The organism is Phycisphaerae bacterium, assembly GCA_035384605.1.
Taxonomy (GTDB): domain Bacteria; phylum Planctomycetota; class Phycisphaerae; order UBA1845; family PWPN01; genus JAUCQB01.
This window is the reverse complement of the sequence record DAOOIV010000004.1, coordinates 108,440-133,674: the sequence shown is the minus strand read 5'-3', so window position 1 is coordinate 133,674 and position 25,235 is coordinate 108,440. Positions and strand designations below refer to the sequence as shown.

The following is a 25,235-nucleotide window of genomic DNA, read 5'->3' as shown; positions in this document are numbered from 1 at the left end:
AGCGAGCAGGGGATGTGGCCCGGAAAGGATTCCGGGCCGAGCACGAACCTACCCTACCTGCTGGTGGAAGATTGCCATCGTGATGGGCGCTGAATGCGGAAAGGATTCCGCAGGGGGTTCGGCCCGGAAAGGATTCCGGGCCGAGCGGAAAAGGATTCCGCGGAGGATGTGGCCCGGAAAGGATTCCGGGCCGAGCGGCCCTACCCCCGCATGCCCACGCACGGCCGTGGGGATGGCGTCTGGCCGACGTAACCCATCTGCTAATGGCTAAGGCGGATGGCCTTTTTGCGGGCCGCAACCCAAGCGTTCTGCGATCAAGAAACATGCGCGCAAAATGCACACCAGTCGCGACGGAAGAGACTAAGGCAGCAGCCGGTTCATGGCGGGCGACGAGATGAGCCAGGGGCCGCGTGGAATCAGGCCGAATCGATTGAGACTTGGCTACAGTATACAGTATCTTGAATACGCACTCTGTGGCGTCATTCTGAAGTCCCACGCCGACGCGAATCTCGCGGCGATCGAGCGTCGGGCGGAGACAATAAGTGTCTGGCATGCGGCGATCGGTTCGGGGGTTTACGGCAAGCCGGTCATCCATTCGCGGACGGCGTCGGCAGCGGCGGCGACGACGGCGTCTTTGTTGGCGCCGCCGTTTGCTGCTTGCATGATCTTGCGGACCAGCGCGCTGCCAATGATTGCGCCGTCGGCGGCCGAACAGACCAATCGCACATGCTCGGCGGAACTGATGCCAAAACCGACGACAACGGGGCGGCCTGAGGCCCGGCGAATCTCTCGGACGTTATCGACGAGGTCCGGCGGGAGTTCCTTTCGCTCGCCGGTGATTCCGGTCACGGACATGTAGTAGACGAAGCCGGTGCAGGTTGCGGCGATTTTTTCACGTCGCCAGCGAGGTGAGACGGGCGAAACAAGCATCGGCAGGCAGAGGCCGGCATCGGCGACGACCTTGGCGGTCTGAGGGGCCTCCTCGAGTGACAGATCGGGCAGGATCAGCCCGTCGATACCCGCCTGGGCGGCTTGGCAGACAAACGTGTCGAGACCGATGCGGTGCACGATGGAGTAGGACAGCATTGCCAGCAGGGGCAACTGAGATTTCTGCCGAAATCGGGCCACCATCGCGAGGATGTCTCGGACACGGATTCCGCGTTGAAGAACCCTGGTGAAGGACTCCTGGATGGTCGGCCCGTCGGCGATCGGGTCGGAGTAGGGGAAGCCGATCTCGACGGCCGTCACACCGAGGCTGGTCAGGGATTCGAGAATGCGCTGAGTGGTATCAAGGTCGGGCAGCCCGGCGGTGATAAAAGGCAGGAGGCCCTTCTTACCCTTGGCCGAGAGGTCTTCAAACGCCCGTTCAATCCTATTGGTCATGATCACACCTTCGATCTCGTCAACGCCGTGCGGCAGGGCAAGCCGGCCACGGCCGCAGGCCACCGTTTCCGAAATCGTGACTATATCGGCGAACGAGGCGGCAGGCCAGCAGACGTGAACCGGAGCGCGGGCCAATGTTTAAGGGGTTGCGGATTGACGGTCCCGGCGTGATGCTCGATACTGGTCCGCGCTGAGGAGATTTGACCGCTGATAGAGAAGGCTACGAAGGTGAATGCGCTCGTGTTCAACCAGATGCTTCGGTTCGACGCGAAATACCCGGAGCCATTGCCAGGAGAGGATGAGGCGCTGATTGAGGTGAAGCTCGCGGGTGTCTGCGCCACGGATATCGAGATTACCAAAGGGTATATGAGTTTCGCCGGGGTACTTGGCCACGAGTTTGTCGGAACGGTGGTGAAGGGATCGAGGCGGTGGCGGGGGCGGAGGGTAACGGCTGAGATCAATTGCGTCTGCGGCAAGTGCGACATGTGCCAGCACGGTCTGGCCAACCACTGTCGCAAGCGAAGCGTCATCGGCATCTCACGCCGGGACGGGTGCTTTGCCCAATATATAGCGGTGCCGGAACGAAATCTGCATGAAGTTCCGGAAGCCCTCAGTGACGAGCAGGCGGTCTTCATCGAGCCGCTGGCCGCGGCTTACCAGGTGATCAAGCAGTGCCCAATCGAGAAGCGGACGCGGGTGGCGGTTGTGGGGTCCGGACGACTGGGTTTGCTGGTTGCCCAGGTGCTGCGAACGACCGGTTGTCGCCTGGAGGTTATTGGGCGGAACGGGCACACGCTGGACTTTTGTGAGAAGAAGGGGATTCAGACGATCCCGCTGTCGGATCTGGTGCCGAAAACCGATCGGGACGTGGTCGTGGACTGCAGCGGCAGCCCCGAGGGCTTCGAAACAGCCGTGAAACTCGTTCGCCCCCGAGGCACCCTGGTTCTGAAGAGCACCTATGCCGGCGGGAGAGAAATCAACCTTGCGCCGGTGGTTGTCAACGAGATCGCGGTACTCGGCAGTCGTTGCGGACCGTTTCCTGATGCGATCGCAGCGCTGGCCCGGCGCGACATTGATGTTGAATCGATGGTGTCGCGTCAATTACCGTTGGCTCGCGGCGTCGAGGCGATCGAGCTGGCGGCCGATCCCCGCTACATCAAGATCCTCTTGAAGGTGAAGGGATAAGCTTTTTCTGTGGGGTACGGTCTTCAAGATGATCGAGCGATCGCACGGTGATGTGACGTTGCTCTCGTTCGAGAGCCTTGAAGCGGTGCCGCGGCTGGTTCATGCCGTGACGACCCGCCCGCAGAACTATGCCCCTCACCGGGGCAGCGGTCGCGAGGAGGCCGTTCATTGGCGAAGACGGGTGTGCGAAGTTCTCGGCATGCCTTTTGAGTCGCTGACCTCGCCGGAACAGGTTCACGGAGCGGATGTTCTGAGTCTGGAGCCGGGCGACGTCGGTCGCGGTCGCGATGGCCGGCATGGGGCGATTGCATTCGTTGACGGCCTGATGACCGACATGCCGAATGTCCCGCTGGTCATCCTCTCGGCCGACTGCCCGCTGATTCTCGTTTACGACCCCGATCGACCGGCGGTGGGGGTGGTCCATGCCAGTTGGCGAGGAACGGTAGCCGGGGCCGCAGACAACCTCGTGAAGCAGATGGTGCGGAGCTACGGCAGCGACCCTGCCCGGATGAGGGCGGCCATTTCACCCTCTGCGGGTCCATGCTGCTACGAGGTTGGTCCGCATGTGCGACGAATTGCCAAAACGAGGCTGGCCGACGCGGACAATTGCTTTGTCGAGCAGGGGGGGCGCGTTCTGTTTGACCTCTGGACCGCCAACCGAGACCAGTTGGCCGCGGCGGGCGTTCCGAGCCAGGCCATTGAGATTGCGGGCCTGTGCAGTATCTGCGATCGACGGTTCTGGAGTCACCGGCGGGACGGTGCCGAGGCCGGGCGAACGGCGCTCTTCGTGGGCTTGCGGGGCCCGCTCGCATTCAATGATCGTGCGTAGCGGCCGGGGCCACGGCGGGGCGATCAGAGGTCGGGTGATAGAGACAGACGTGAGTTTTGCCTTGAGGGGCTTACTTCAGTTCGACGTTCCAGTATGCGTGGTCGAGGAACTGCTTCCAGGAGCGATACTTGTCATGTGACAACTTGAGGTTGAGAACCGGGCTACGTCGGGGCTTGGTCGGCTTGGCGATCAGCTTGAGGTGGGCCTGCTCGGGGGTCCGGCCGCCTTTCTGAATATTGCACTTGAGACAGGCGCAGACGACGTTTTCCCAGGTGGTGGTTCCGCCCTGGCTGCGCGGGATGACATGATCAAGACTCAGCTCGGAGGTCGGGTACTTTCGGCCGCAGTACTGGCAGCAGTTGTTGTCGCGAGCGAAGATGTTGCGGCGGTTGAACTTCACTCCGCGCCTGGGAAGGCGGTCGTAGAACAGGAGCCGAATGATGCGCGGCACGACGAGACTGAAACGGACGGTCCGCACCCAGTCGTGGCGTTCGGGTTCAAAGCGCTGCTTGAGCTCGCTGACCTCCCGCCAGCTTTCAAAGTCGTAGGAGAGATACTGGTCCTCCTCGACGTGAACGACTTCGGCCAAGTTGCGATAGAGCAGGGAGAAGGCCCGCTTGGCGGTAGTGACCCGAATGGGCATATAATGGCGGTTCAGGATGAGGACATGATGACTCAGGCCTGAAAGCGGGTCGAAAACAGTACTCGTCGCGATCGCCGTCGGGAAGGCAACACCCTCCGTTGCGGCGCGAGTCCCATGTGGCAGGGACCCGGCCGTCGCCAGCCCTGCATCTACTACTTGTGCGCATTATAAGGTGACTTGTCCGAGGCTGCAACAACGGCAGAGTGCGGGACTTGTCACCCCGGCCGAATGCTCAGTCGTGGGGACTGTTGCTGAGGTTTTGCTGAATGCGTTTCAGTCGGGCTGGTCGGGAAGCGGGGGCGGGCGCGGTCAGTCTACGGCCAAAGAACCGCTCGTAGACATCGGTGACTCCCACGAGTGCCAAGAGAATGGCGAAACCGCCCACCGGCACCAGGTTCCGGGCCAGAGGCTCGGCCAGAGCTACCAGCAACCAGTGACAACCAGTGAAGAGGCCGGCAGCGGCGGCGAACCATCGCCAGGGTGGATAGCGAAGGGCGATCCACAAGCCCCAGAAGGCCGGGATCAACCAGAGGAACTGAAGAAGGATGAACGGATAGTGAGTCCGGTGGTCTCTTGTGGTGTAGATCGACTTCCACATGCGTTGGGCCAGCCAAGTGAGCGTTTGAGCGGGAGCGTCGCGGCATTGGTCGATCAGGAATCTTCCGGCGGGGGGGTGATCGGCGGTGCCAGGCGGCGAGGCGGCCAAGGCGGCCTGGGCGATATGTGAGCCGCTGCCGTCCTCAATCGCGTTCCACAAATCGGTATGGAACCGAGTGACGATCTGCCTTAAGTCATCACGAAGCCGGTCTCGGATCAGGAAGAATTTAAGAGCCGCCCGGAGGCGGAGAGCGTCGCCCGGATGGGCTGCGTGGGCGACAAGCGGGGCGGCAGCGTGGGGCCAAGCGTGACGAGTTTGAGAAGGTGACAGGGCGGCTTCTTTTTTGAGCGGGCCGTTGGACAGTACCGTAGGCAATCGTGGCAGTGCGATGGCCGCCGTAAGGATTGTCGTTCCCACGACGAACGCCGTCAGGGTGGTGATCGGCCCGGTGATTCTGCCGCCGTGTGCTCCGCGCGTGGAGAGGAGCATAGCCGGCACCGCGATCGCGAGAAACAGGAGAGATTGAAGGCTGATCGACAGGCTCGTCGCGGCCAACAAACCGAGGACTAGGGCGATGCCGGTCTTTCGCGATCGCCGCCACCACAAAAGAGCGCACCACGACAAAGAGACGAGAGCGATGAGGGAGTTGAGTCTGTCGGCCTGATTGGCGACAAACGAGAAGGAGGGATGAATGACCCAGAGTAGACCGACCCACAGGCCCCACTTGGGCCCCAACCCCAGCCACCCGATACCGTACCAGGCGATGCCGGAAAGCAGTGCGAGCAGCAGATTGGCGACAAAGAGGATCGAGGCGACCTGAGCTGCCTCCAGTCCTTGGTCCGCAAGCGCGTCAGCGATCAGCTCGTGCAACAAGCCGTGGGCGACAAGGCTGGAAGGAGCCATCGGGCGAGGCGATTGGAGGCGAAGTCCGACAAGCCAGACGAGAATCTGCATTGCGGCGGCGGCGACAAGTACGATGCTCCCGCCGACGACGGGGTGCTGAAGCAGGGGGGTTTGAACAGGCGGCGGGTCTCCCCGTTGCAGGCCCTTGGGGAGCAGCGGGCCGGGCTCCGGGTTCTCACGAGGTGATTGCACCGTCCTTGGCATGGTGTGGTCGTTGCCAGATTACTCTTGCCGGGGGCCCGCCCAGAGGTCTCAACCTTGTTCGATCTCTTTGGCTTTGGCTGCGACAAGGGCGTCAACCTGCGATTCGTACTTCTTGGTCAGCTCCTGGATTCGCTCCTTGGAGGCCTCGGCCTCGTCCTCTGAGATCTGCTTGTTCTTCTGTTCGGCGTCGAGGTTCTTGTTGCCATCCCTGCGAACGTTGCGGATGGCGACTTTCTGGGCTTCGCCGAGCTTGCGAACCTGGGCCAGGAGTTGTTGCCGTCGTTCCCCGGAAAGCGGGGGAACGGGCAGGCGGATGATCTTGCCGTCGCTCATGGGGGTGATGCCCAGTTCGGAGCCGCGTATGGCCCGTTCAATATCCTTGAGCGTTCCCGGATCGAAGGGCTTGATGAGCAACTGGTTGTTCTCGGGCACGGAGATACTCGCCAGTTCGCGAAGTTCCATGGTCGAGCCGTAGGACTCCACGGTTACCTTGAGATGCTCGACCAGGCCTGGGGAAGCCCTGCCGGTTCGTACCGTGCGCAATTCCTGGCGTAGGAACTCAACCGCCTTTTCCATCGATTCTTCGCACTCAAACTCGATTTCGTCTACGGGCATGCGTTATTGCTCCAAGTGCCGGGCAAGCATCGAACCATCGGAACGCGAGCATTCTAGAACGGAAGCGGACGGGTATGCAAACCCACGGCTGCGCGTTTGCCCGGATTCTCCGCCGAGAGACGTTGCCATTCACTGTGGCCGACCGTACCGTAAAGTGCCATGACTTGCGTATACGACACATCCGGGGGCTGCGACCCAGGCCCTGAGCCAAGCCCTCCGGTCCGACGCGGATTGCTTGGCCGGGGGCACAGACTGAAGGCCAAGCTGACATTGGGGCGCCAGGGCCTGACTGAGACTTTCGCAGCCCACGTCCGTCAGTGTTTTGAACACACCGATCTGCTTAAGGTGCGAATCGACTGCGATGACCGCGATGAGGCACAGCAGATGGCCGTGGCGCTGGCCGCGTCGATTCCCTGTCATCTCATCCAGCGGACCGGGCGAGTTGCGCTCTTGTATCGACGTTTGGCGCAAAAGGACGAGTGAGACGGACCGTTACCTGGCCGGGGCGGTTCGTTACGGTGAGGTCCGGGGGGCGGTTTTCGCGCCCCGCCATAACGTCCGATAAGGCAGGTTATGTTGCGTCGGGCGGTGGGGGGGCTGGATTGCCGGCAACGGCGTGGAATCGGACTTTTTGGGCATTCTACGGCGATTGGACCAGGATGGCCGCCAAGTGGCCGCCGAACCCCAAAGAGGTCTTCAGGATGGCCCCCGCCGCAAGGTCGAAGGCCGCGGTGGGCAAGCGGAGATCGGCGAATTCGGGGTCCGGCTCGACGAGGGTGGCCGTGCCAGGACTCCTCCTTGCCTGGGCGGCCCAAACGGCCAGTGCCGTCTCGACGGCCCCGGCAGCACCCATGAGGTGGCCAATGGCGCCCTTGGTTGAGACCACTGGCAGGGAGGTCAAGTGGCGTCCGAAGACTCGGCGAAAGCAGCTCACTTCAGCAAGATCGTTCTGGGGTGTCGCGGTCCCGTGGGCGTAGATGCAGGAGACATCTTCGGGGCGGGTAGATCCGTTGTTCAGGGCTGTTCGGACGACCTCAGCCAAGGGGTTTCCATCTCCGGAAAGCCGGGTCAGGCCGGCGGGGTCGCTGCCGATGGCCCAGGCCCGCAGGCAAGCCCAGGGTGAAACGCCCCGCCGGTTCGCCGAGGCGCGGGACTCGAGAACTACGAAAGATGCGCCCTCGCCGACGACGAATCCTTTGCGTTGCCGGTCAAAGGGCCGACATGCCCAAGCAGGTCCCAGTTCGGGGTCCTCCGGGGCCAGGACGCCCATGTTCTGATAAGCGCCCAGCCACAGCGGCGACAACGAAAAGTCGGCTCCGCCCGCCAAGACGATATCGGCTTGGCCTTCTTGAATCATTTCGGCCCCGCGGATGATGGCATGCAGGCCCGTCGAGCAGGCACACACGGTCGAATGCGCGCGGGCAAAGCCAAAGCGGGCAGAGACCGTGCGAGCGGGCGCATCTGGCAGGAAATCGAACCATCCACAAGACGGTCGGATACGAAGCCTCCTATCGGGGTCGGCATCGCAGGGATCCGGCAAAAGCAGATCCACGAGAGGCTTGCTCGTGCCGATGGAAGCCGCAACTCGCCCACTTGCTGCAGGTTGGCCGGCCAGTTTCGCCCATGCCAGGGCCTCTTCGGCAGCGGCGACGGCCAGTTGGGAGGTCCGGCTGAGATGCTCGGTTCCTGGAGGAGGGTTGAAGGCGTCGATGGTCGCGCCGCACACAGTGGCAAATCGGGGATGCCACCCCCCTGCCAGACGGCGAACCGCCTTGCCATTAGCCAACAATGTGCGCCATGTTTGCTCGCAGCCGATTCCAGCGGGCGAGACGATTCCGATTCCGGTTACCAGGATATCAGCGGGCATCTTTCAGACGGGCGTGTGAGAGCGATGAGCTTCATCTGGGGCTGCGGCCGGTTGGAGATAAGGTTCAAGTTCGAGGCCGAGATCGCTGATCATTCGCAGGTCTTCGGCAACTGGGCGGCCGCAGGTGGTCAGGTAGTTGCCCATCATGAAGCTGTCGGCCCCGGCGAGAAACATCCAGCTTTGGAGGTCACGCAGGTTAACCTCCCTGCCGCCGGCGATGTTGAGATGCTGCGATGGGAGGATGAAACGGTAGACGGCGATGATCCGCAGACACTCGATCGGTTCGAGTGCCCTGCTGTGTTCAAGCGGCGTACCGGGGATCGGAATAAGGAAGTTGATGGGTACGACCTCGGGATTGACCTCGCGCAGCTCGAAGGCCAGATCGAGACGATCGTTCCATGTCTCGCCCATGCCGAAGAGAGCTCCGCAGCATAGCTCGATGCCGGCCGCCCGCAGATTTCGCAGCGTTTGGAGCCGATCATCGTATGTATGCGTTGTGACGATGCTCGAGAAATGTCGTCGTGAGGTCTGGAGGTTGTGGTTGTATCGTTGGACGCCGGCCTCGGCCAGACGCTGAGCCTGGGGAGCGGTGAGCACACCGAGTGAGGCGCATGCGCGCACCCGCCCTTCCCGGCGGATTGCCCGGATGACATTACCCCACTCTTCGATTTCATCATCGCTCGGGCCCAGGCCGCTGTTGACGATACCGAACGACTGGGCGCCGTTGTCGGCAGATTCCCGCGCGGCCGCCAGCACATCCTGCGACGTCAGGGTCCTGCCTCCCGCTACGTGGGTTCGATAGTACGCAGACTGGCTGCAAAAGGCGCAGTCCTGATCGCATAGCCCCACCTTTGACGCAACGATGCTGCAACAGCGTGCCTTGGGGCCGAGGTATTCTTGGCGGATCCGGCTTGCGCCCGCGAATAATTCGGGCAGGTGGCGGCGGTCAATCCGAACGAGCTGCTCGGCCTGAGACCGCGTAACCGCGGCGCCGTCAACGACCTGTCGAACGATCGTGCGTATCAGATCGGACATTGTGCGGTGTTCCGATGTGTCAATGCGGGTTCGCGCCGTCCTGTGCCGTTCCCGGCGGTTTGGCCGTGTTCCGGCGGGCCGGCCACCCGTGAAACCCGCGGATTCGGCAGCATCTGCCGGTCGACAGGAATAGCCGGATGCTGGGGCAGGCATGCGGCTCTCATCTCGTTCGTCCGGGCTGTCTTTGAGGCTCCTGCATCTGGCGGACAATGGGGATGGGCGGCTGCAGGAGCTCGACCTGACCCGTCTGAGGATTGAAGACATATGCGTTCATCTTCATCTGGGCCGTGTCGAAGACCATCAACAGTTCGGTGTAATCGTTGTACTGGCTGGTCGTGACCAGGTAATCGCCGCCTTCGGCATTCTGTCCGACGGCCATGGCTTGCCTGGGGCTGACGGCGTGGATGATGATCAGGCCGGTCAGCAGGATGACGGCGGTTATGGTCAGGACGCCGATCGCGAAATCCTTGCTGTTCATTTTCATCCCCCTTTCAGCGGAAATCCCGCACCAGGTCGCGCGAGTGGTACCAACGCACCATCATCGGCTGCTCGATCATCTGGGGCACCTGAGCGCGGAAGGCGTGCATCTGGCGTCGTGCAAGGTCGAGCAGATAGATGGTGTCGTTGTTTCTCTCCGCCTGGGCCGAGATGAGAATGAACTCGCCGCGGAGGCTGACGGGCTGAGCTTTGGCCTCGGGCAACGAGTAGCTCGACAGAATCAGGCCGCCAAGCAGCAGGAGATTGACACCTACGAGGAAAACGGTGAAGGCTTGTTTGCTCATTCTCAGGATCCTCCTCAGTAAGAGCGTTCAGGCCGTCGCATCGCGATCATTTCAGGTTCGATCGCTTGCTGGGTTTGAAGGCAACCACGAGGCAGCCGACCAGAAAGATCGTTCCGATCAACCACTCGATCATCGTCGTTCTGGGTTTAAAGTTGTAGGTCGGTCCTTCGGATGGTCCCTGCGCCAGAGCCGGACCAAGCACCAGCAACAGTCCTGTCAGGAAGAACAACGTTGTTCGAATCATGAATCTTGTCCCGTAGGCCGTAGTTTCCACATTCCCCGGTATTGACTTCATTATAGGCAAGGGTGATTCAGGGTAAAAGGTCAGCGGGTCTTTCGGCCGACGGGCACAATGGCGGGGATCCGGTCAAGAGAGCGTCCAGGGGCCGGAGAATCCGCCGAAAGGCGGTGTTGGGCACGGATACCGTCTGCCAGCGATCCGAGCGATCACGGCAGACTTCGCGGTAGTCGGCCAAGCCGGCGGTGTAGAAAGCGAAGGATTCTCCCTTGAACAGATGGGGCATAACCGCCGGCCAGCGGTCCGGCGGCCCCTGCAGCAGGTATGCGAACACCAACCGGGCTTCGTATTCGTCACCGAACGCCGATTCCCAGTCGGCCAGGCCAGCGAGGTCCTCCCGCGTGATCCAGCTTTCCCAATAACGCTTGCCACCCCCCTGCTCATCGACGTATGGGAAATGCCGGCCCTTGACGTCGACCAGCCAAGCTCGTCCGGCCGGCGGATAGACGACGTAGTCAAAGGATTTGATTCTTGTTCCCGCGAACACGACCCGCCGCGTTTCGTCCACGGACACGAACGGTATGTTCCTGACTCGGAGGTAGTCCTCGAAGGCCGACTCGTAATGGTGGCTCTTACGAGCCATGATTGTCCTGCTCCCTAGCTGTTTGACGAGCGCCGGTCAAGGGGGTCAGCCAAGAAGCGCTCGATGCCGACTTCGGTTTGCCGGCCGCTGGCCAGGTCTTTCACACAGACAACCTGTCTTTGCGTGTACTCGCTTCCGACGATGACGGCTCGCGAGGCGTTGCACGCGGAGGCTTGCTTGAGCTGCTTGCCGAGGGCCTGGCGACGGTAACTGAACTCAGCGGCGAAACCTGCTTTTCGCAGCCGGGCTGCTAACGCCAACACTTCATCGAACAAAGTCGGGTCGGCGTCGATCAGGAAGAGGTCGACCTGCCTGATCTTCTTTGCCTCCGCAGGCAATCGGTTCAATTCGGTCAGCAGAGTCAGGATGACCACGTCGCTGGTGCCAAATCCGATGCCGGACATGGGCGGGCCACCCACCGCTTCGAGGAGGAAACCGTACCGGCCGCCGCCGCAGATCGCTCGCTGAAACTCACCCTTGCCGAACGCCTCGAACACCACGCCGGTGTAGTATGCCAGACCGCGAACGACGCCCATGTCGAACCGGCAATACCCGCCGACGCCCATTCTGGCCAGCATCCCGAGCAGTTGCTTGAGGCGGGCCAACTCGGCTTGGGCGGGTTGGTTTTCGAGTGCCACCCCGGCCAGGTCGGCAAGACCCTCGTCACCGGCGGCCTGGCCGATCTCCAGAAGCGCCGCCTTTTCGTTAGCGTTGCGGGCCACCTTCTCAACGGCCTCGACGAAGGCTTCCGGAGGAAGCTTGTCCCGCTTGTCAAGAACTGCGAAGACATCCTCATGCCGCTGTTTTTCGAAGCCTTGGGCGGCAAGGAGCGACGACAGCAGGGAACGTGAATTGATCTTCATGACCACATCATCGGGCGTGAGCCCGATTTCGCGGAAGAAGTCGATGGCCACGAGGATGCATTCGGCGTCGCTGACCACGTCGTCGACTCCGACGAGGTCGATGTTCCATTGGAAGAACTCGCGCAGCCGGCCCCGTTGCGGACGTTCGGCCCGGCACAGCCTTGGCATGCTGAACCACTTGATAGGGCGCGGCAGCGAGTTGGCCCGAGCGGCGATCATTCGGGCGAGCGTCGGTGTCATCTCGGGTCGGATGGCCAACTCGCGTCCGCCGCGGTCCTCGAAGTGGAACAGTTCGGAAACGATCCCCTCGCCGCTCTTGGCCTTATAGAGGTCCAGCAGCTCGAAGATCGGGCCGTCATACTCTTCGAATCCGTTGCGGAGCGAGACCCGGCGCCAGGTGTCCATGATCCAGTTGCGCGCGGCCATATCTTCGGGGTAGAAATCTCGGGTGCCCTTGGGTGCCTGAAACCTCATGTTCTTCACTTTCGGCCGACGGAGAAGACGGTTCACGCGGACTTGAGCAACGGGATCGCGATGCGCGGCCGTCGGGCCGGCCCGGTCTTGCGAACCTTGAGCTGCCGTGCTTTCCGGGCGGCGGTGGCCTTCCGGCGTTTGCGGGCGGCTGCCCGGCTCTTTCGCTTTTTCGACAAGTACTCCCTGGCGTATGCGGTCATATCGTCGGGGTCGACGAAAACACGTTCGTACTCGTACTGGTCGCCGTGCCAGTCGCAATTGTGCGTTTTGTACGACCTGCAAATGGGCGGTCGTTCTTCGTAGATCGCGCAACGGTTGTCAGGCATCAGGGCTCGGCACTTGCGGTTGATTTGCAGATACCACTGGCCTTCCTCGACAAACACGGCAGTGTCTTCGTGCAGCAGGTACCAGCGGATATCCTCGAAATCCCGCCGTGTTTCCGGCTTGTCGATGGCCAAGGCGAAGTACCGGCAACAGAGGCCGACGCACTTGCCGCAGAGGTCCGTCGAAGGGGGGACTGTCGGTGGTTTCATAATGCGGTTGTCTCCATGACCAAAGCGGTGATTGTACGAAAAAGGCGTCTTTGCGGCAACATCGACTCGCGCTTAACCTCCTCTGTTCGGCGGCGTTGCCATGGGCAACGTCGGGGGATACGCTGGTTTTCATGCGGATCATTGCCGGACAATGGCGAGGACGTCAGATCGCCGGTCCTGAGGGGAACCGGACGCGTCCGATCACCGATCGTGCCAAGACGGTGCTGTTCGATGTTCTCGGACATCGCCTTGCACGCCCGGGTACGCTTCCGCCTGCGGCGGTCCTGGATCTCTTCGCCGGCACGGGCACGTTGGGTATCGAGTCGTTATCCAGAGGGGCCCGTTTCACATTGTTTGTCGAGCAACACCGCCCCGCCGTTGCTCTCATTCGCGAGAATCTCGATTCACTGGGCGTCTCGCAGGCCCGGGGGCGGGTGCTGCGCGCCGATGCGACGGAATGCGAGTTCCCTCCGCCGCCGGGGCCGCCGGATGTCTATTCCATCGTGCTGGTTGACCCCCCCTACCGTCTGTTGACCGGACCATCGCCTCATCCAGCGATGAGGCCACTGCTTCAAAGGCTGGCCGTCGATCCGGTCATTGCCGATGATGCCATGATCGTCATCCGGCACCAGCGGAACCCCACGGGCGGTCCGGACCTCTCTCCGCTGGTCGAGCTCGAACGGCGGGACGTGGGGTCGATGACCTTCCGCTTCATGAGCACGCCTCGTTGTGGGGCAGCGGTCCGGAGCGAATCCGTATCGGGGGACGAGGAAGAAGAATGAAACGGCCGCTGTCGATTCAAGACGCCGCCTTGCGGGTGGTGAAACGGCTTCGCCAGCACGAGCATCAGGCTTTCTGGGCCGGCGGCAGCGTGCGCGACATGTTGCTGGGTCGGGAGCCGACGGACATCGATGTGGCCACGGACGCCCTACCCGACACGATCATCAAGCTGTTCACGCGAACACGCAAGGTCGGAGCCAAGTTCGGCGTGGTCATGGTCCGCCAGGGTCCGCATTGGATCGAGACCGCAACGTTTCGCACCGACCTCGATTACCGGGACGGGCGTCATCCGGGGAAGGTCGTCTTCACAACAGCCGAGGAGGACGCCCAACGGCGTGATTTTACGATCAACGGGCTTTTCTACGACCCGATCAGCAAGGAGGTCATCGACTACGTCGGCGGGCGAAGGGACCTGGAGGCCGGTATCATCCGGGCGATTGGAGATCCGGCCCGGCGGTTTGCCGAGGATCATTTGCGCATGCTTCGAGCGGTGCGGTTCTCGGCCCGGTTCGGGTTTCCGATTGAGCCGGGCACCGCCGCCGCCATTCGGGAGCAGGCCGAGCACATCGGTCGTATCAGCCCCGAGCGAATCCGCGAGGAGCTGGAGAAGATGCTGTCGCACCCGTCGCGGGCCGAGGCGGTTCGGCAGATTGCGGAACTGGGCCTTCTGGATCACCTGTGGCCGAACGGGCGTTGGCCTCGTGACCGCGTGGCGGACAGCATTCGCGTGCTGAGCAAGTTGCCCGAGCAAGCGGGTTTCGTCCTGAGTATGGCCGCCCTGCTGAACGCGTATCCGCCGGCCTCCGTTCGACAAATAGCCCGAGATCTGCGCTGCAGCAATCACCAGAGCGGCCGGATCACCTGGCTGATCGAGCACGTTGACGACATCCATCATGCGGAAGTCCTGTGCCTGCCAGCCATGAAGATGCTCATCGCCCATGAGGGTTTCGAGGAGCTTCTGGAGTTGCATCAGGCGATCTGCCTGGCTCGAGGGCTGCCGCTTGACGGCAACGAGATCGCCCGGCGGCGAAAGGCGTCGATCCCGCCCGAGGAGGTGGCCCCCCCACCGTTCGTCACCGGCGATGACCTGATCGCCGCAGGCCTGGAACCCGGCCCGCGATTCAGAGAGATCCTGGACCGGTTATACGACGAGCAACTGGATGATCGGCTGATGTCGAGAGATCAGGCGATGGCGCGGATGCGGGAGCTGCTTAGGGGCACCGCCGGTGAGCACGGACATAGTCACCAATGACCCAGTACCGGGGGCCGAACAGAACCGAATAAGGAAGTCTCGAACAGCAGATGCGCCCTTTGGCAGGCCGCAGCGCTGCCGCGTCCTGCGAAGAAAGCAGGTTTCACGGCCGGGGTTGCCAAAGTCCGATGTCGCAGGCTACTGGCGCGGATGGAATTGGCGGTGAACAGCCTTGAGCCGCGAGTTGTCAACGTGCGTATAGATCTGGGTCGTGCTGATGTCCGCGTGGCCGAGGAGTTCCTGCACGACGCGCAGGTCCGCCCCTCCCGCCAGCAGGTGCGTTGCGAAACAGTGCCGCAGCGTGTGCGGGGACAGCCTGCCAGCCACGCCCATCTGTCGTGCGTACTTGACCACAAGGCGCCAGCAGTTCGTGCGATCCAGCGGCTTGCCGGTCCGTGAAACGAAAAGCCGGTCGCTCGATGTTCCGTCGACCAACTGAGGCCGCAGGATGGTCAGGTATTCTCTCAGCGCCTCGATGGCCCGGGAGCCGATCGGCACCACCCGCTCGCGGCGCCCCTTGCCCATGCAGCGGAGGTATCCGATGTCGAGATGGACGCTGCCGAGGACCAAGCCGACGAGTTCGCTCACCCGAAGGCCGGTGGCATAAAACAACTCGAGGATGGCTCGATCGCGCAGGGCCAGCGGGTCGTCGGCTTCGTTGGGCAGACCCAGAAGCTTATCCACGTCCTGTCTGCTGAGCACGCGCGGCAGGTGCTGCCATTTCTTGGGCGTCTCGACCAGCGCGGAGACATCCTCGTCCGTCAGGCCGTGTTGATGCAGGTACCTCAGAAAGAGTTTGACCGCCACAAGGCGCCGCGCGATGGACGACTCGGCGAGATTGACCGATTCGCGCAAAGCAACCATGAACGCCTGAATATGGCGGACGTTGATCGTCTTGATGTCGATGCGCTGGTCGGCGCAGAAGCCGGCAAGGGACGTCAGGTCATGGCGATAAGCAGTCAGTGTGTTTTCTGACAGGCCGGCCTCGATCTTGAGGTACCGCAAGAAGGCCTCGATCTGAGCGCACCAGGACAGCGCAGGCGCCGCCCTGCTTTCAGGCTGAGGCCAACTGCGGAGTCGCAAGTCGGGCACCGATTCGGATCTCGGCTGCTCGGATCCTATGGTAAATGGGACATGACTCATGGTCATGGGCGCACAAGCGGAACACTTCCCGCAGATTGGTCATGGTCCACAGGCCGGCACAGCGCGCATCGCCGCTGTCGAGATAGGGACACACAGACTGCGGGGTTGTCACGGGTTCGTCCTCACTCACATACGGGCGCGGTCGTCGGAGCGTCGCCCGTCGCGATAATTATCGGGCGGGCATGGGATTTTGCTTGAGCGGATCTGGGCGATCGCGAATTCCGTCGCGGCAGTTGCGATCCGGCCCGGGCAGGCTTACCATCACGCCGCAAAACGGTGCGGACGTTTACTGTTCCTTCCTGGGAGCTAAGTGCCATGAGTAGGAGACTTACAGACGTTGCAGTGATCGCGTTGGTGCTCCTTTCGGCCGGCGGTCGGCCGGTTTCGGCGGCGGCCAAGGAACTGACCTATGAGGATCTGCTGGCCCACCTGACCGATCTGGACCGTCTTCCGGTGATTGAGCCCGGGGTGCGTTGCCTGCAATTCAGCAGTTATGACCGGGCAAGCCAATATGACGCCGCGACCAACAGCTACATCAATTGGGACGCCAATGGAGACGCGGGCAACTATCTGCGAATCGATCCGCAGACCAAGGAGGGGGTCATGGCGGAAATGGACGGCCCCGGATGCATTTTCCGGATCTGGTCGGCGAACCCGCAAGGCGTCATCCGTTTCTACCTGGATGGAGACGCCAAGCCGACGTACGAGTGGGATTTCAGCAAGCTTTGCACGGGTGTTATTGCGCCGTTCGTGCGGCCGCTGGTCTGGAAACGGGATCCCAACGACGTGAATTCGGCTTCGAACATTTACCTGCCCATTCCATTCGCGAAGAGCTGCAAGGTAACCAGCGTGATTCCGCAGCCGGACGGTTCCGGCAAGACGCCCGGCCACTACTACATCATCGACTACAGGACGTTTCCGAAAGACTGGACGGTGCCGACGTTCAAGCTTCCGCTGACCGAGTCGCAGCGGGCCGCGGTTGAGGAGACCGCCTTGAAGTGGTCGAGATGCGGCCAGACGGGCGCGCATCCTCTCGATCGCTTCGCGACGAAGAAAGAAACGATCGCGCCGGGCCAGCGACTTGTGGTCGCGGAGTTGGAAGGGCCGGCCGTCATTCGACAGTTTCGGGCGAAGGTGAATTCCTCCGAGAAATGGGCCACGCGAAAGGTGGGGTTGCGGATCTATTGGGACGACGAGACGGAGCCGTCGGTGTGTTGCCCGATCGGCGATTTTTTCGGCGAGCCCAAGGACGTTGAGTACAAGTCGTACCCGATGGGCATTACCGACTCGATGAACTACTGCTTTTTTCCGATGCCCTTCCGGTCGAGGGCAAAGATCGATCTGGTCAACGAAGGGAAGCAGCCGGCGCCGGTTGAGGTCGCCGTCGCCTACCGGACGCAGGAGGTGCCGGAAGACTGGGCGTACTTCAAGGCCAAGTTCCGGTGCGAAATCGCCTCGGAGAGCTTCGACTATCCGCTTATCGAGACCAGCGGAACGGGTAAGCTCGTCGGCATCTGCTTGTTCCCCGACAATATTCACGGCGGATGGTGGGGTGAGGGCGACGAGAAGGTCTATGTCGACGGCGAGAAGTTCCCGTCGTGGTTCGGAACCGGATCGGAGGATTACTTCGGCGACGCGTGGGGGATTCGCCATTTCACGAATCCCTCTCATGGGCATCCTCAGAAGAACGTGGAGCGAATGCAGGGTTGCTACCGTTGGCACCTCGGAGACAACATCCCCTACTACAAGTCGCTGCGGATGACGATCGAGAACTACACCGGTCTGCCGCATGTGACCAGCCGCAACGACTACAGTTCGGTCGCCTACTGGTACCAGTTGCCGGGTGGAGAGGATTTCTTTGAGGAAGTGCCGCTGGTGGACCGTATTCCGCGCGGTTTCGTGGCCACGGGAGCCTTGGAGATTGAACGTTGTCAGGATCCCGCAGCGTTGAGCGATTCGCTTCGGCTCGTTGACGACGCGGGCCTTCCCAAGCCCCTCTCGAGCGGCGGCGGCCTGATGTTCGTGGGCAAGCTGGGAGACGAAGTAACCTTCCAGGTTCCCGTCGCCGAAGATGAGCACTATTTGCTTCGTCCCGTGTTGGCCCAGGACGTGCGCAACTCCAGGTTTGAGCTGCTTGTGGACGGCAAGCCGGCCGGTGAGCGCCCCTACCTGCGCAAAGGCGTGATGCCCATTACGCTCAAGTTCACCGGCGAGCCCGTTGACGGTGATCGTTGTCGTGTGATCATCGACTACATGCGTATGGAGGTCTACCGCAATTTCATCACCCAGTGGCTTGTCGTCGGGCCTTTCCCGAACCCCGAACATAAGGGGTTTTCGACCGTCTATCCGCCCGAGGAGCGACTCGACTTCGGCGCCAGGTATGCCGGGAACGACAACCAGGAACTCACCTGGCAGCCGGTCAGCAGTCAGGACGGCGTCATTATGCTGCAGGGTAGATTCAAGCCCTCTGAAGACGTCGTCGTCTACGGGGCCTGCATCGTCCGTTCGCCGAAGGCCGGGAAACGCACCCTGCTGGTGGGCAGCGACGACGGCATCAAAATCTGGTTGAACGGCAAGCTCGTCTGGGAGCACCTGGTGCGTCGGGCCATCAAGCCTGACGAGGACCGCATCGAGGTCGAACTCAAGCAGGGAGACAACCTGCTGCTGCTCAAGCTCGACCAGGGGCCCGGCGACATGGGCTGGGCGGTGCGGTTCCTTGATCCGGCGGATGAGTTGCAGTTTGCACTACCGAAGTGATTCCCGGGAGCGGCCTTTGGTTTCGCTTACCCACATTCGTGAGGACCTGTGCTTCGAGCACGACTGATGCGCTACCTGCTCGACACCGGCATTTTTGAGAATTGTCAATCGCCAGCGCCGATGCCCGATTGACGCTTTCGGTCGAGACACTTACGATGTTTGCCGGCCGTGGGGCACCCACGCGGATGGGCTGCCCTAAGGTCTTTATTCGGCGTATGTTATGGTAGCGATCCGCCGCTGCTGCGGCGAGGGCCGCGAGTTGATCCCCCGTTTGATACAACTGGTTCAATCATTCGGTCGTCAGCGGGTCTTGCTGATCGGTGATCTCATTCTGGATCGCTACGTCTACGGCGACGCGGAGCGAATCAGCCCGGAGGCGCCCGTCGTCGTGCTCCGCAAGGAGCATGACGAAGAACGGGTGGGCGGAGCGGGCAGTGTGGCTGCCGGCATGCGCGAGCTGGGGTTGGAGGTGGTTATTGTCGGTGCGGTGGGTCTGGATGACGCCGGTCATCGGATTCGGGCTTTGCTGGAGGCTCAACGGATCGGAACGCGGGGTCTGATCGCCCTGAGCGACCGTCCGACGACGACCAAGACGCGTTTCATCGGCCTGGCTCAGCACCGCCACCGCCAGCAGCTTATCCGGGTGGACGACGAGGTTACGCATCCGCTGTCGGAGCCGGACGCGGCTCGAGTTACCCAGATGGCGGTCGCGGGTGTCAAGGACGTTGCTGCTGTCTGCCTGGAGGACTACGACAAAGGCTTGCTGAGCGAATCGTTGTGTCAAAAGGTCATCGCCGTCGCGTCGGCCGCCGGCAAGCCCGTGCTCGTGGATCCAGCCCGCCTTGGCGACTACAGCAAGTATCGAGGGGCGACGTTGCTGACGCCGAATCGGGCCGAGTTCCAATTGGCGTCGGGCTGCCGTGATACATCGGTGGAAACCATTCTGGTCAGCGCTCACGGGGTGATCGAGAAGTACGACCTGGGCGGACTTCTGGTTACGGTTGATCGCGACGGAGCGATTCTGGCGGAAAAGGGCAGGAAGGCAGTGCACATCGCGACGCGACCTCGCGCGGTCTACGACAATACCGGGGCGGGCGATGCCGTGTTGGCCATGCTGGCGGCGGCAATTGTCGCCGGAGCAACGTGGGAGGAGGCCGCCCGGCTAACCAACATCGCCGGCGGTCTGGAGGTGGAGAGATTCGGCTGCGTTCCGATCACGCAGGAGGAGGTCATTGCCGACCTGCGTCTGTCAGCCGGGGCGGGAACCGGCAAGATACGCACTGCCGATGAACTCGTCACGGAGTTGTCTCTCCGGCGAAGCCGCCACGAAACGGTGGTATTCACTAACGGCTGTTACGACATTCTGCATGCCGGTCACGTTCGTTTCCTGGAACAGTGCAAAGCTCTCGGCAATATCGTAGTGGTCGGTCTCAACTCCGATGCTTCCGTTCGCGCTCTGAACAAGGGCAAGGACCGTCCGATCGTTCCCGAGCGGCACCGAGCCGAGGTGATCGCGGCATTGCAGAGCGTGGACTACGTGGTTCTGTTCGATGAACCGACGCCGCTGCGGCTGATCGAGAAGATACGACCGGAGGTGCTCGTCAAAGGGGAAGATTGGAAGGACAAAGGGGTCGTCGGGCGTGAGTTCGTCGAATCGCAAGGCGGGAAAGTGATTCTGCTGCCGCTGGTCGAGGGTTTGAGCACGACGAGACTGATCGAGCGGATTCGCGCGGGGGCGTATGACGAATAATCCCGATGCGGCCATCGCTTCCGATCATGGCTGACTGCTTTATGGGCTGGAGGCCCGCAAGAATCTGCGGCATGATATCGGCCAGTCCGCGGGAATCCTGCAAACCTTGCCCAAAGGGCGTCGGGCCGGTACCCTATCGTGGATCATGAAGTCATCGTCATCAGAAGTGTTGCTTGACGCCGCCGGCATTGCCGCGGTACTTGAGCGAATGGCCCGGGAGATCTTCGACAGCCTTCCGGAAGGCGTGCCCGTGGCGATCATCGGGATCCTGCGGCGAGGCGAGGTTCTCGCGCAGCGTATACAGACCGCCCTGCTTCGGTTGGGCGCTCGGGACATTCGCCACGGAACGCTCGACATCACCCTGTATCGCGACGACCTGGCGAGCATCGGTTCTCAGGCCCGGCTAAGGCAAACGGCTATCGACTTCGACATCGAGGGTGTGTACCTTATCTTGGTGGATGACGTCCTGTACACGGGGCGGTCGATTCGATCGGCCATGGACGCCCTGGTGGACCTGGGACGCCCCAAGGCGATTCGCGTCGCGGTTCTGGTCGAGCGGCCCGGCCGCGAGCTGCCCATTCAACCCGATTTCGTGGGTGTTCGTATCGGACGCGAGGATATGCCCGTCACGGTCAGCCTGGCCGAGTCGGACGGAATCGATGAGGTGCGCGTCGGATGAAAACCGACACAAGAACCGCGGCTGCGCCGGCAGGGGCCGGGCCGGCCCCGAAGCCGGAACCGGAGTTCACGTGGGCGCGGCGACACCTGCTGGGGCTGGAAGACCTGAATCGCGAGGAGATCCTGCACATCTTCCGCACGGCCGAGAGCCTGCAGGACATCTCGACCCGGAGCATTAAGAAGGTTCCATCGCTTCGTGGGCGCGTCGTGGTCAACTTGTTCTTCGAGAACTCGACGCGAACCAAGACCAGTTTCACGCTGGCAGCCCAGCGGCTATCAGCCGATGTCATTGATTTCACCGCCGCGAGTTCGTCCGTTGCCAAGGGGGAGTCGCTCCGCGACACCGTACGAAACATCGAGGCGATGGGCGTCGACACATTCATCATCCGGCACACGGCGGCCGGGGCCCCCCACCTGATCACCCGTTGCACGCAGTGCCACGTCATCAACGCCGGTGACGGGCAGCACGAACATCCGACGCAGGGCCTGATTGACATTTTCACGATTCGCGAGCGAAAGAAGCGGATCGAAGGGCTCAACGTGGTGATCGTGGGCGACATCGCCCATTCAAGGGTAGCCAGGTCGAATTTCTGGGGCTTGACGCGACTGGGGGCGCACGTAACGTTCTGCGGTCCGACGACCCTGGTACCACAGGCATTTGAAAAGTTTGGTGCCCGGGTGACACATAATCTCGATGAAGCCATCCGCGACGCCGACGTCATCAACATGCTGCGCATCCAGCACGAGCGGATGACCAGCAGCGTGTTCCCCAGCACGCAGGAGTACGTCCGTCTTTTCGGCCTGACCAGCGAGCGCGTCCGGCACTGCAAGCCCGACGTGCTGATCCTTCACCCCGGCCCGATCAACCGCGGGGTCGAGCTGGCCAGCGACGTGGCGGACGGCCCCAACAGCTCGATCCTCCGCCAGGTCTCCAACGGGCTGGCGATCCGGATGGCCGTCCTGTTCCTGCTTAACCAGACGTCCGAGGCAGCGAAATGATCGCCCTCTTGGGGGGCAGAAGCGTTTGACAGGCAAGACCGGCCGCACCTGTGATGAGCATGGGAGCGGTACCCTTGCGTGAGCCCGGTTCGACTGCGACGGAGCGAGGAAAACCTAAGGCGGACCACCTTTTTACGGGCCGCAACCCAAGCGCTCTGCGATCCAGAAACATGCGCGCAGAATGCACGCCAGTCGCGACGGAAGAGACTAACCGGTGTGGATGCCGGCGATGAGGGCCTGGAGGACCGGCAAGCATTCAACGGCAGCCATGCACAACAAGTCGTGTCGAGATGGCCCGCAACTGAGTAGCGAGAGAGGTATTCGGAATGAGGCGCGTATTTACTTTCCTCACATGGGGCGGGATTGTCATAGGCTTGACCTTGGCCGGAGTGACCTGCAATGCGGGCAACGACGGAGCGGATAACGGAGGCGGCGATGGAAATGGTGGAGGCGGTGGCGATGGGCCGGCCCACCTTGTTGAAGTCCCTGACCCACTCTCCGGGGACAATCCGCGGTATCCGCTTGTGACAAAGAGCGTGCCGGCCGCCGGCGGTTCCGTGACGGACGCGGCCTTCGGGATTGCCCAAACGCGCGTCGTGCAGACCGAGGGTTTGCGGCATGAGTACTCACGTCTGGACCCGTTCAACAGCGACCGTACGCTGATCCTGCTTCTGCTCACATCGGCCGGCGAGTGGCGCGTCTACCGCACCCAAAGCGTACCTTACGACCAGAGCGGCAATCTCGTCCGCACGCTTGACCTGGCTGAGCCTCGATGGGACCCCAGCGACGCGAACCTCGTCTGGGGGCTTCGCGATTTCCAAATCGTTACGGTCAACGTCCAGACCGGAGACGAGACCGTGGTGAAGGACTTCACGCAGGACGCGACGATTGCGCCGATCCTGACGGCTAATCCGGACCTTTACCGGATTACGATGAAGGATGAAGGCGAATCCTCGACCGACAATCGCTATTGGGCGTTCATGCTCCAGGGCACGGCCGACGACTACCGGCCGCGATACCTGCTGACCTGGGACCGGCAGCAGGATCTCGTGCTCGGCACCTGGGCCATTCCCCTGAACGAATCACGCATTGACTGGGTGGGCATGTCGCCGCTGGGCAACTGGGTGGTGATCGGTGCAGATTGGGACAACGGTGGGGGCAAGTCCGGCATGGTAATCGCCGATCGGGGGTTCTCGCAGTTCCACCAGATCGACTACAACGCGGGCCACTCGGATGTCGGGTTGGACAGCGAGGGTAACGAGGTCATCGTTCTCCAGAGCAACCGGACCGATTCCATCGACATGCTCCCGCTGAGCCCGAACACCGAGCCGGTCGACACCGGCGAGAGCTATGCAGGCACGGGACGCGTCCAGGTCATCCGCCTGTTCTACGACTCAAGCTCGCCCCTGGGCCTGAACAGCGGGATCCACATCTCCTGCAATGCCCCCGGCTGGTGCGTGGTGTCGACGTTCACCGAACCGGGCCTGCCCGAGCAGAACTGGCTGGACCGCACGATCACCCTGGTCAGACTCGACCCGAGTCACCCGCGCGTGTTCTATCTGGCCAAGGTTCACGGCACGGCCGGGGCCTATTGGGAGGAAACGCAGGCCAGCATCACGCGCGACGGCTCGCGCGTTGTCTGGGCCACAAACTGGAACCGGAACGTCGGCCAGGAGCGGGTCTGGCTCATACAATTGGAAATCCCGGACGAAGCGATGGCTTCGATTGGTGGTTAAAGATCATCGTTTTCACTATCTGGAGGATCCCATGATGTGGCGTCGCCTGAACAAGCTTGGGCCGATGGTGGTCATGCTGGTTTCACTCTGTTTCGGAGCGGTGTGCACTCCGAACGACGACGAGAACGGCGGCGAGGTCGACCTGCGCGACTTTTCGCTGCCGGTTCCGCTGTTCGCCGGCGACAGTGCCTGGAACCAACGTGCCGATCAGGTGTCCGTGCTCCCCGAGAGCGATCAGCAGGTCCTTGCGCTGTATCGCGTACTGCTGGGCGACAAGACCTCGCTGCGGCCGGCCGGCACGGGCCTGACGCAACCGTTCCCTTTCATGTTTGTGAATTACGACGAGTACAGCATTCCAATCTTCGAGATCGGCGACGAGCAGCAATCGGTGCTGCTGCGCGATTATGAGGGCAACCCGAGCGGTTTGAGCAATCCCAAGCTGCCGCCCAATCCGGATGATACTGTCCTGGTTCCTGCTCCGGCCGGTATCATCCGGCCTTCAGGCCCGGCAAGCACGGACGCCGATGGGCACCTCGTATTGTATAGCACTCAGATGGCGGTCGAATATGATTTCTGGAACGCAACTACCATTAGAAACGTGTTTGGCCGTAGCCTGGGCGGCGGACGGTCCGGTGCTGCGGTGCTGGCTGCCGGGGCGATCGATTTCTTTGATGTCCACGGCAGGGGCACCAACAATGACGGGCTCTACAGTGCCCGGGCAACAGGTACACCGCTACTGGCCGGCTTGATCCTGCCCGAGGACGTCGAGAGCGGTCAGATCGCCCACGCGCTTGCTTTTGCCATCCCGGGACCGCGGAACACCGCCGCTGATCCGACCACCCCCTCGAATTTGGATTACGTATATCCCGCCTCGACCACCGAGACGGTTTTCTACAGTGTCGACTCAAATGCGCTGGCTGCCGGCCAGCGCATCAGGCTGAAGACGACCATCGTCGACGACGAGGGCGAAACCATCGACGAGTCGCAACTTGCCCCTATCACTCAGATGTTTCTGGAGGCACTTCGCACCTATGGCGCTTACCTCGTGGACAATGCCGGTTCGATGGCCTTCTCCGCGGAAGATATCCACTCGGCCAACCTGGATATGACTGACGACGAGGTCAATGACTTGATCAGCCAACCGACGGGCACGCCACTTCCCACAGGCAAAACTCGTTGGCAGGTTGTCATCGAGAAGCTGAATGAGGAGCTCGAACTTATCCCAGTGGCCTGGTCGGCCAACCCAAACCAGAGCGCCGCGACGGCGACGTTTGACGTCGCGAATATCGAGGTCGTTGAGAACGCGACAGTGCCACCGGGTTGAGGAGCGCCAGGCGAGAGGGCG

23 protein-coding genes are annotated in these 25,235 nt (G+C 62.0%); 10 read left to right on the top strand and 13 right to left on the bottom strand.

The annotated features are described in order from the left end of the window. Positions 1–573: 573 nt before the first annotated feature. A complete protein-coding gene (gene trpA / locus PLL20_02320) occupies positions 574–1,383 on the bottom strand; it encodes a tryptophan synthase subunit alpha (protein ID HPD28802.1) in 810 nt (269 codons plus the stop codon). 228 nt (positions 1,384–1,611) lie between these two features. Between trpA and PLL20_02315 the strand changes: the two genes are divergently transcribed. Continuing rightward, positions 1,612–2,568, top strand: a complete 957-nt coding sequence (locus PLL20_02315) for an alcohol dehydrogenase catalytic domain-containing protein (protein HPD28801.1) — start codon at positions 1,612–1,614, stop codon at positions 2,566–2,568. A 28-nt stretch (positions 2,569–2,596) separates the two neighbouring features. Then, a complete protein-coding gene (locus PLL20_02310) occupies positions 2,597–3,397 on the top strand; it encodes a polyphenol oxidase family protein (GenBank protein HPD28800.1) in 801 nt (266 codons plus the stop codon). Positions 3,398–3,467: 70 nt separating this feature from the next. On the opposite strand, the gene PLL20_02305 is transcribed toward PLL20_02310, so the two are convergent. The 11 genes from PLL20_02305 to PLL20_02255 all read right to left on the bottom strand — a co-directional run bounded on the left by PLL20_02305 (position 3,468) and on the right by PLL20_02255 (position 12,795). Next, a complete protein-coding gene (locus PLL20_02305) occupies positions 3,468–4,040 on the bottom strand; it encodes an HNH endonuclease (protein ID HPD28799.1) in 573 nt (190 codons plus the stop codon). Positions 4,041–4,272: 232 nt separating this feature from the next. After that, positions 4,273–5,745, bottom strand: coding sequence for a hypothetical protein (locus PLL20_02300; GenBank protein ID HPD28798.1), 1,473 nt, complete (start codon positions 5,743–5,745; stop codon positions 4,273–4,275). 48 nt (positions 5,746–5,793) lie between these two features. Continuing rightward, positions 5,794–6,360, bottom strand: a complete 567-nt coding sequence (gene frr, locus PLL20_02295) for a ribosome recycling factor (GenBank protein ID HPD28797.1) — start codon at positions 6,358–6,360, stop codon at positions 5,794–5,796. A 640-nt stretch (positions 6,361–7,000) separates the two neighbouring features. Continuing rightward, a complete protein-coding gene (locus PLL20_02290; protein ID HPD28796.1) occupies positions 7,001–8,227 on the bottom strand; it encodes a beta-ketoacyl-[acyl-carrier-protein] synthase family protein in 1,227 nt (408 codons plus the stop codon). A gap of 3 nt (positions 8,228–8,230) precedes the next feature. Beyond that, complete coding sequence (gene bioB / locus PLL20_02285; GenBank protein ID HPD28795.1) at positions 8,231–9,262, bottom strand: biotin synthase BioB; 1,032 nt, start codon at positions 9,260–9,262, stop codon at positions 8,231–8,233. 160 nt (positions 9,263–9,422) lie between these two features. After that, on the bottom strand, positions 9,423–9,740 hold the full coding sequence (locus PLL20_02280) for a hypothetical protein (protein ID HPD28794.1): 318 nt from the start codon (positions 9,738–9,740) through the stop codon (positions 9,423–9,425). A 13-nt stretch (positions 9,741–9,753) separates the two neighbouring features. Next, entirely contained in the window at positions 9,754–10,044 is a 291-nt protein-coding gene (locus PLL20_02275) for a hypothetical protein (GenBank protein HPD28793.1), read from the bottom strand. 46 nt (positions 10,045–10,090) lie between these two features. Beyond that, positions 10,091–10,288 (bottom strand): hypothetical protein, encoded by a 198-nt coding sequence (locus tag PLL20_02270; GenBank protein HPD28792.1) that lies wholly within the window; start codon positions 10,286–10,288, stop codon positions 10,091–10,093. Positions 10,289–10,355: 67 nt separating this feature from the next. Then, positions 10,356–10,925, bottom strand: a complete 570-nt coding sequence (locus PLL20_02265; protein HPD28791.1) for an HYExAFE family protein — start codon at positions 10,923–10,925, stop codon at positions 10,356–10,358. A gap of 14 nt (positions 10,926–10,939) precedes the next feature. Further along, entirely contained in the window at positions 10,940–12,262 is a 1,323-nt protein-coding gene (gene hisS, locus PLL20_02260) for a histidine--tRNA ligase (GenBank protein ID HPD28790.1), read from the bottom strand. A gap of 32 nt (positions 12,263–12,294) precedes the next feature. Next, positions 12,295–12,795, bottom strand: a complete 501-nt coding sequence (locus PLL20_02255; GenBank protein HPD28789.1) for a YkgJ family cysteine cluster protein — start codon at positions 12,793–12,795, stop codon at positions 12,295–12,297. Between the two features lie 131 nt (positions 12,796–12,926). Between PLL20_02255 and PLL20_02250 the strand changes: the two genes are divergently transcribed. Together PLL20_02250 and PLL20_02245 are read left to right on the top strand one after the other, a co-directional pair. Continuing rightward, entirely contained in the window at positions 12,927–13,577 is a 651-nt protein-coding gene (locus tag PLL20_02250) for an RsmD family RNA methyltransferase (GenBank protein HPD28788.1), read from the top strand. Further along, the gene (locus PLL20_02245; protein HPD28787.1) at positions 13,574–14,827 is read left to right on the top strand and encodes a CCA tRNA nucleotidyltransferase; all 1,254 of its coding nucleotides are present in this window, start codon (positions 13,574–13,576) and stop codon (positions 14,825–14,827) included. Before PLL20_02250 ends, PLL20_02245 begins: the two co-directional genes overlap by 4 nt. Positions 14,828–14,965: 138 nt before the next feature. Here PLL20_02245 and xerD read toward each other — a convergent pair whose 3' ends face one another. After that, the gene (xerD, locus tag PLL20_02240) at positions 14,966–15,919 is read right to left on the bottom strand and encodes a site-specific tyrosine recombinase XerD (protein HPD28786.1); all 954 of its coding nucleotides are present in this window, start codon (positions 15,917–15,919) and stop codon (positions 14,966–14,968) included. Between the two features lie 366 nt (positions 15,920–16,285). On the opposite strand from xerD, the gene PLL20_02235 reads away from it, so the two are divergent. The 6 genes from PLL20_02235 to PLL20_02210 all read left to right on the top strand — a co-directional run bounded on the left by PLL20_02235 (position 16,286) and on the right by PLL20_02210 (position 25,214). Beyond that, positions 16,286–18,727 carry a DUF2961 domain-containing protein gene (locus PLL20_02235; protein ID HPD28785.1) on the top strand — a complete coding sequence of 814 codons (2,442 nt, stop codon included), beginning with the start codon at positions 16,286–16,288 and terminating at the stop codon, positions 18,725–18,727. A gap of 220 nt (positions 18,728–18,947) precedes the next feature. Beyond that, positions 18,948–20,477 (top strand): D-glycero-beta-D-manno-heptose 1-phosphate adenylyltransferase, encoded by a 1,530-nt coding sequence (gene rfaE2 / locus PLL20_02230; protein ID HPD28784.1) that lies wholly within the window; start codon positions 18,948–18,950, stop codon positions 20,475–20,477. Positions 20,478–20,622: 145 nt separating this feature from the next. Further along, entirely contained in the window at positions 20,623–21,156 is a 534-nt protein-coding gene (pyrR, locus tag PLL20_02225) for a bifunctional pyr operon transcriptional regulator/uracil phosphoribosyltransferase PyrR (GenBank protein ID HPD28783.1), read from the top strand. Then, complete coding sequence (locus tag PLL20_02220) at positions 21,153–22,154, top strand: aspartate carbamoyltransferase catalytic subunit (protein HPD28782.1); 1,002 nt, start codon at positions 21,153–21,155, stop codon at positions 22,152–22,154. Before pyrR ends, PLL20_02220 begins: the two co-directional genes overlap by 4 nt. Positions 22,155–22,480: 326 nt before the next feature. Beyond that, on the top strand, positions 22,481–23,890 hold the full coding sequence (locus PLL20_02215; protein ID HPD28781.1) for a hypothetical protein: 1,410 nt from the start codon (positions 22,481–22,483) through the stop codon (positions 23,888–23,890). 31 nt (positions 23,891–23,921) lie between these two features. Next, entirely contained in the window at positions 23,922–25,214 is a 1,293-nt protein-coding gene (locus tag PLL20_02210; protein HPD28780.1) for a hypothetical protein, read from the top strand. Positions 25,215–25,235: the final 21 nt, after the last annotated feature.

Bases quoted from the DNA above. Each gene is read 5' to 3' on its own strand.
- trpA (HPD28802.1), bottom strand. From the start codon at position 1,383: ATGACCAATAGGATTGAACGGGCGTTTGAAGACCTCTCGGCCAAGGGT.
- PLL20_02310 (HPD28800.1), top strand. From the start codon at position 2,597: ATGATCGAGCGATCGCACGGTGATGTGACGTTGCTCTCGTTCGAGAGC.
- PLL20_02305 (HPD28799.1), bottom strand. From the start codon at position 4,040: ATGCCCATTCGGGTCACTACCGCCAAGCGGGCCTTCTCCCTGCTCTAT.
- PLL20_02300 (HPD28798.1), bottom strand. From the start codon at position 5,745: ATGCCAAGGACGGTGCAATCACCTCGTGAGAACCCGGAGCCCGGCCCG.
- frr (HPD28797.1), bottom strand. From the start codon at position 6,360: ATGCCCGTAGACGAAATCGAGTTTGAGTGCGAAGAATCGATGGAAAAG.
- PLL20_02290 (HPD28796.1), bottom strand. From the start codon at position 8,227: ATGCCCGCTGATATCCTGGTAACCGGAATCGGAATCGTCTCGCCCGCT.
- bioB (HPD28795.1), bottom strand. From the start codon at position 9,262: ATGTCCGATCTGATACGCACGATCGTTCGACAGGTCGTTGACGGCGCC.
- PLL20_02280 (HPD28794.1), bottom strand. From the start codon at position 9,740: ATGAACAGCAAGGATTTCGCGATCGGCGTCCTGACCATAACCGCCGTC.
- PLL20_02275 (HPD28793.1), bottom strand. From the start codon at position 10,044: ATGAGCAAACAAGCCTTCACCGTTTTCCTCGTAGGTGTCAATCTCCTG.
- PLL20_02270 (HPD28792.1), bottom strand. From the start codon at position 10,288: ATGATTCGAACAACGTTGTTCTTCCTGACAGGACTGTTGCTGGTGCTT.
- PLL20_02265 (HPD28791.1), bottom strand. From the start codon at position 10,925: ATGGCTCGTAAGAGCCACCATTACGAGTCGGCCTTCGAGGACTACCTC.
- hisS (HPD28790.1), bottom strand. From the start codon at position 12,262: ATGAGGTTTCAGGCACCCAAGGGCACCCGAGATTTCTACCCCGAAGAT.
- PLL20_02255 (HPD28789.1), bottom strand. From the start codon at position 12,795: ATGAAACCACCGACAGTCCCCCCTTCGACGGACCTCTGCGGCAAGTGC.
- PLL20_02250 (HPD28788.1), top strand. From the start codon at position 12,927: ATGCGGATCATTGCCGGACAATGGCGAGGACGTCAGATCGCCGGTCCT.
- PLL20_02245 (HPD28787.1), top strand. From the start codon at position 13,574: ATGAAACGGCCGCTGTCGATTCAAGACGCCGCCTTGCGGGTGGTGAAA.
- PLL20_02235 (HPD28785.1), top strand. From the start codon at position 16,286: ATGAGTAGGAGACTTACAGACGTTGCAGTGATCGCGTTGGTGCTCCTT.
- rfaE2 (HPD28784.1), top strand. From the start codon at position 18,948: ATGGTAGCGATCCGCCGCTGCTGCGGCGAGGGCCGCGAGTTGATCCCC.
- pyrR (HPD28783.1), top strand. From the start codon at position 20,623: ATGAAGTCATCGTCATCAGAAGTGTTGCTTGACGCCGCCGGCATTGCC.
- PLL20_02220 (HPD28782.1), top strand. From the start codon at position 21,153: ATGAAAACCGACACAAGAACCGCGGCTGCGCCGGCAGGGGCCGGGCCG.
- PLL20_02215 (HPD28781.1), top strand. From the start codon at position 22,481: ATGAGGCGCGTATTTACTTTCCTCACATGGGGCGGGATTGTCATAGGC.
- PLL20_02210 (HPD28780.1), top strand. From the start codon at position 23,922: ATGATGTGGCGTCGCCTGAACAAGCTTGGGCCGATGGTGGTCATGCTG.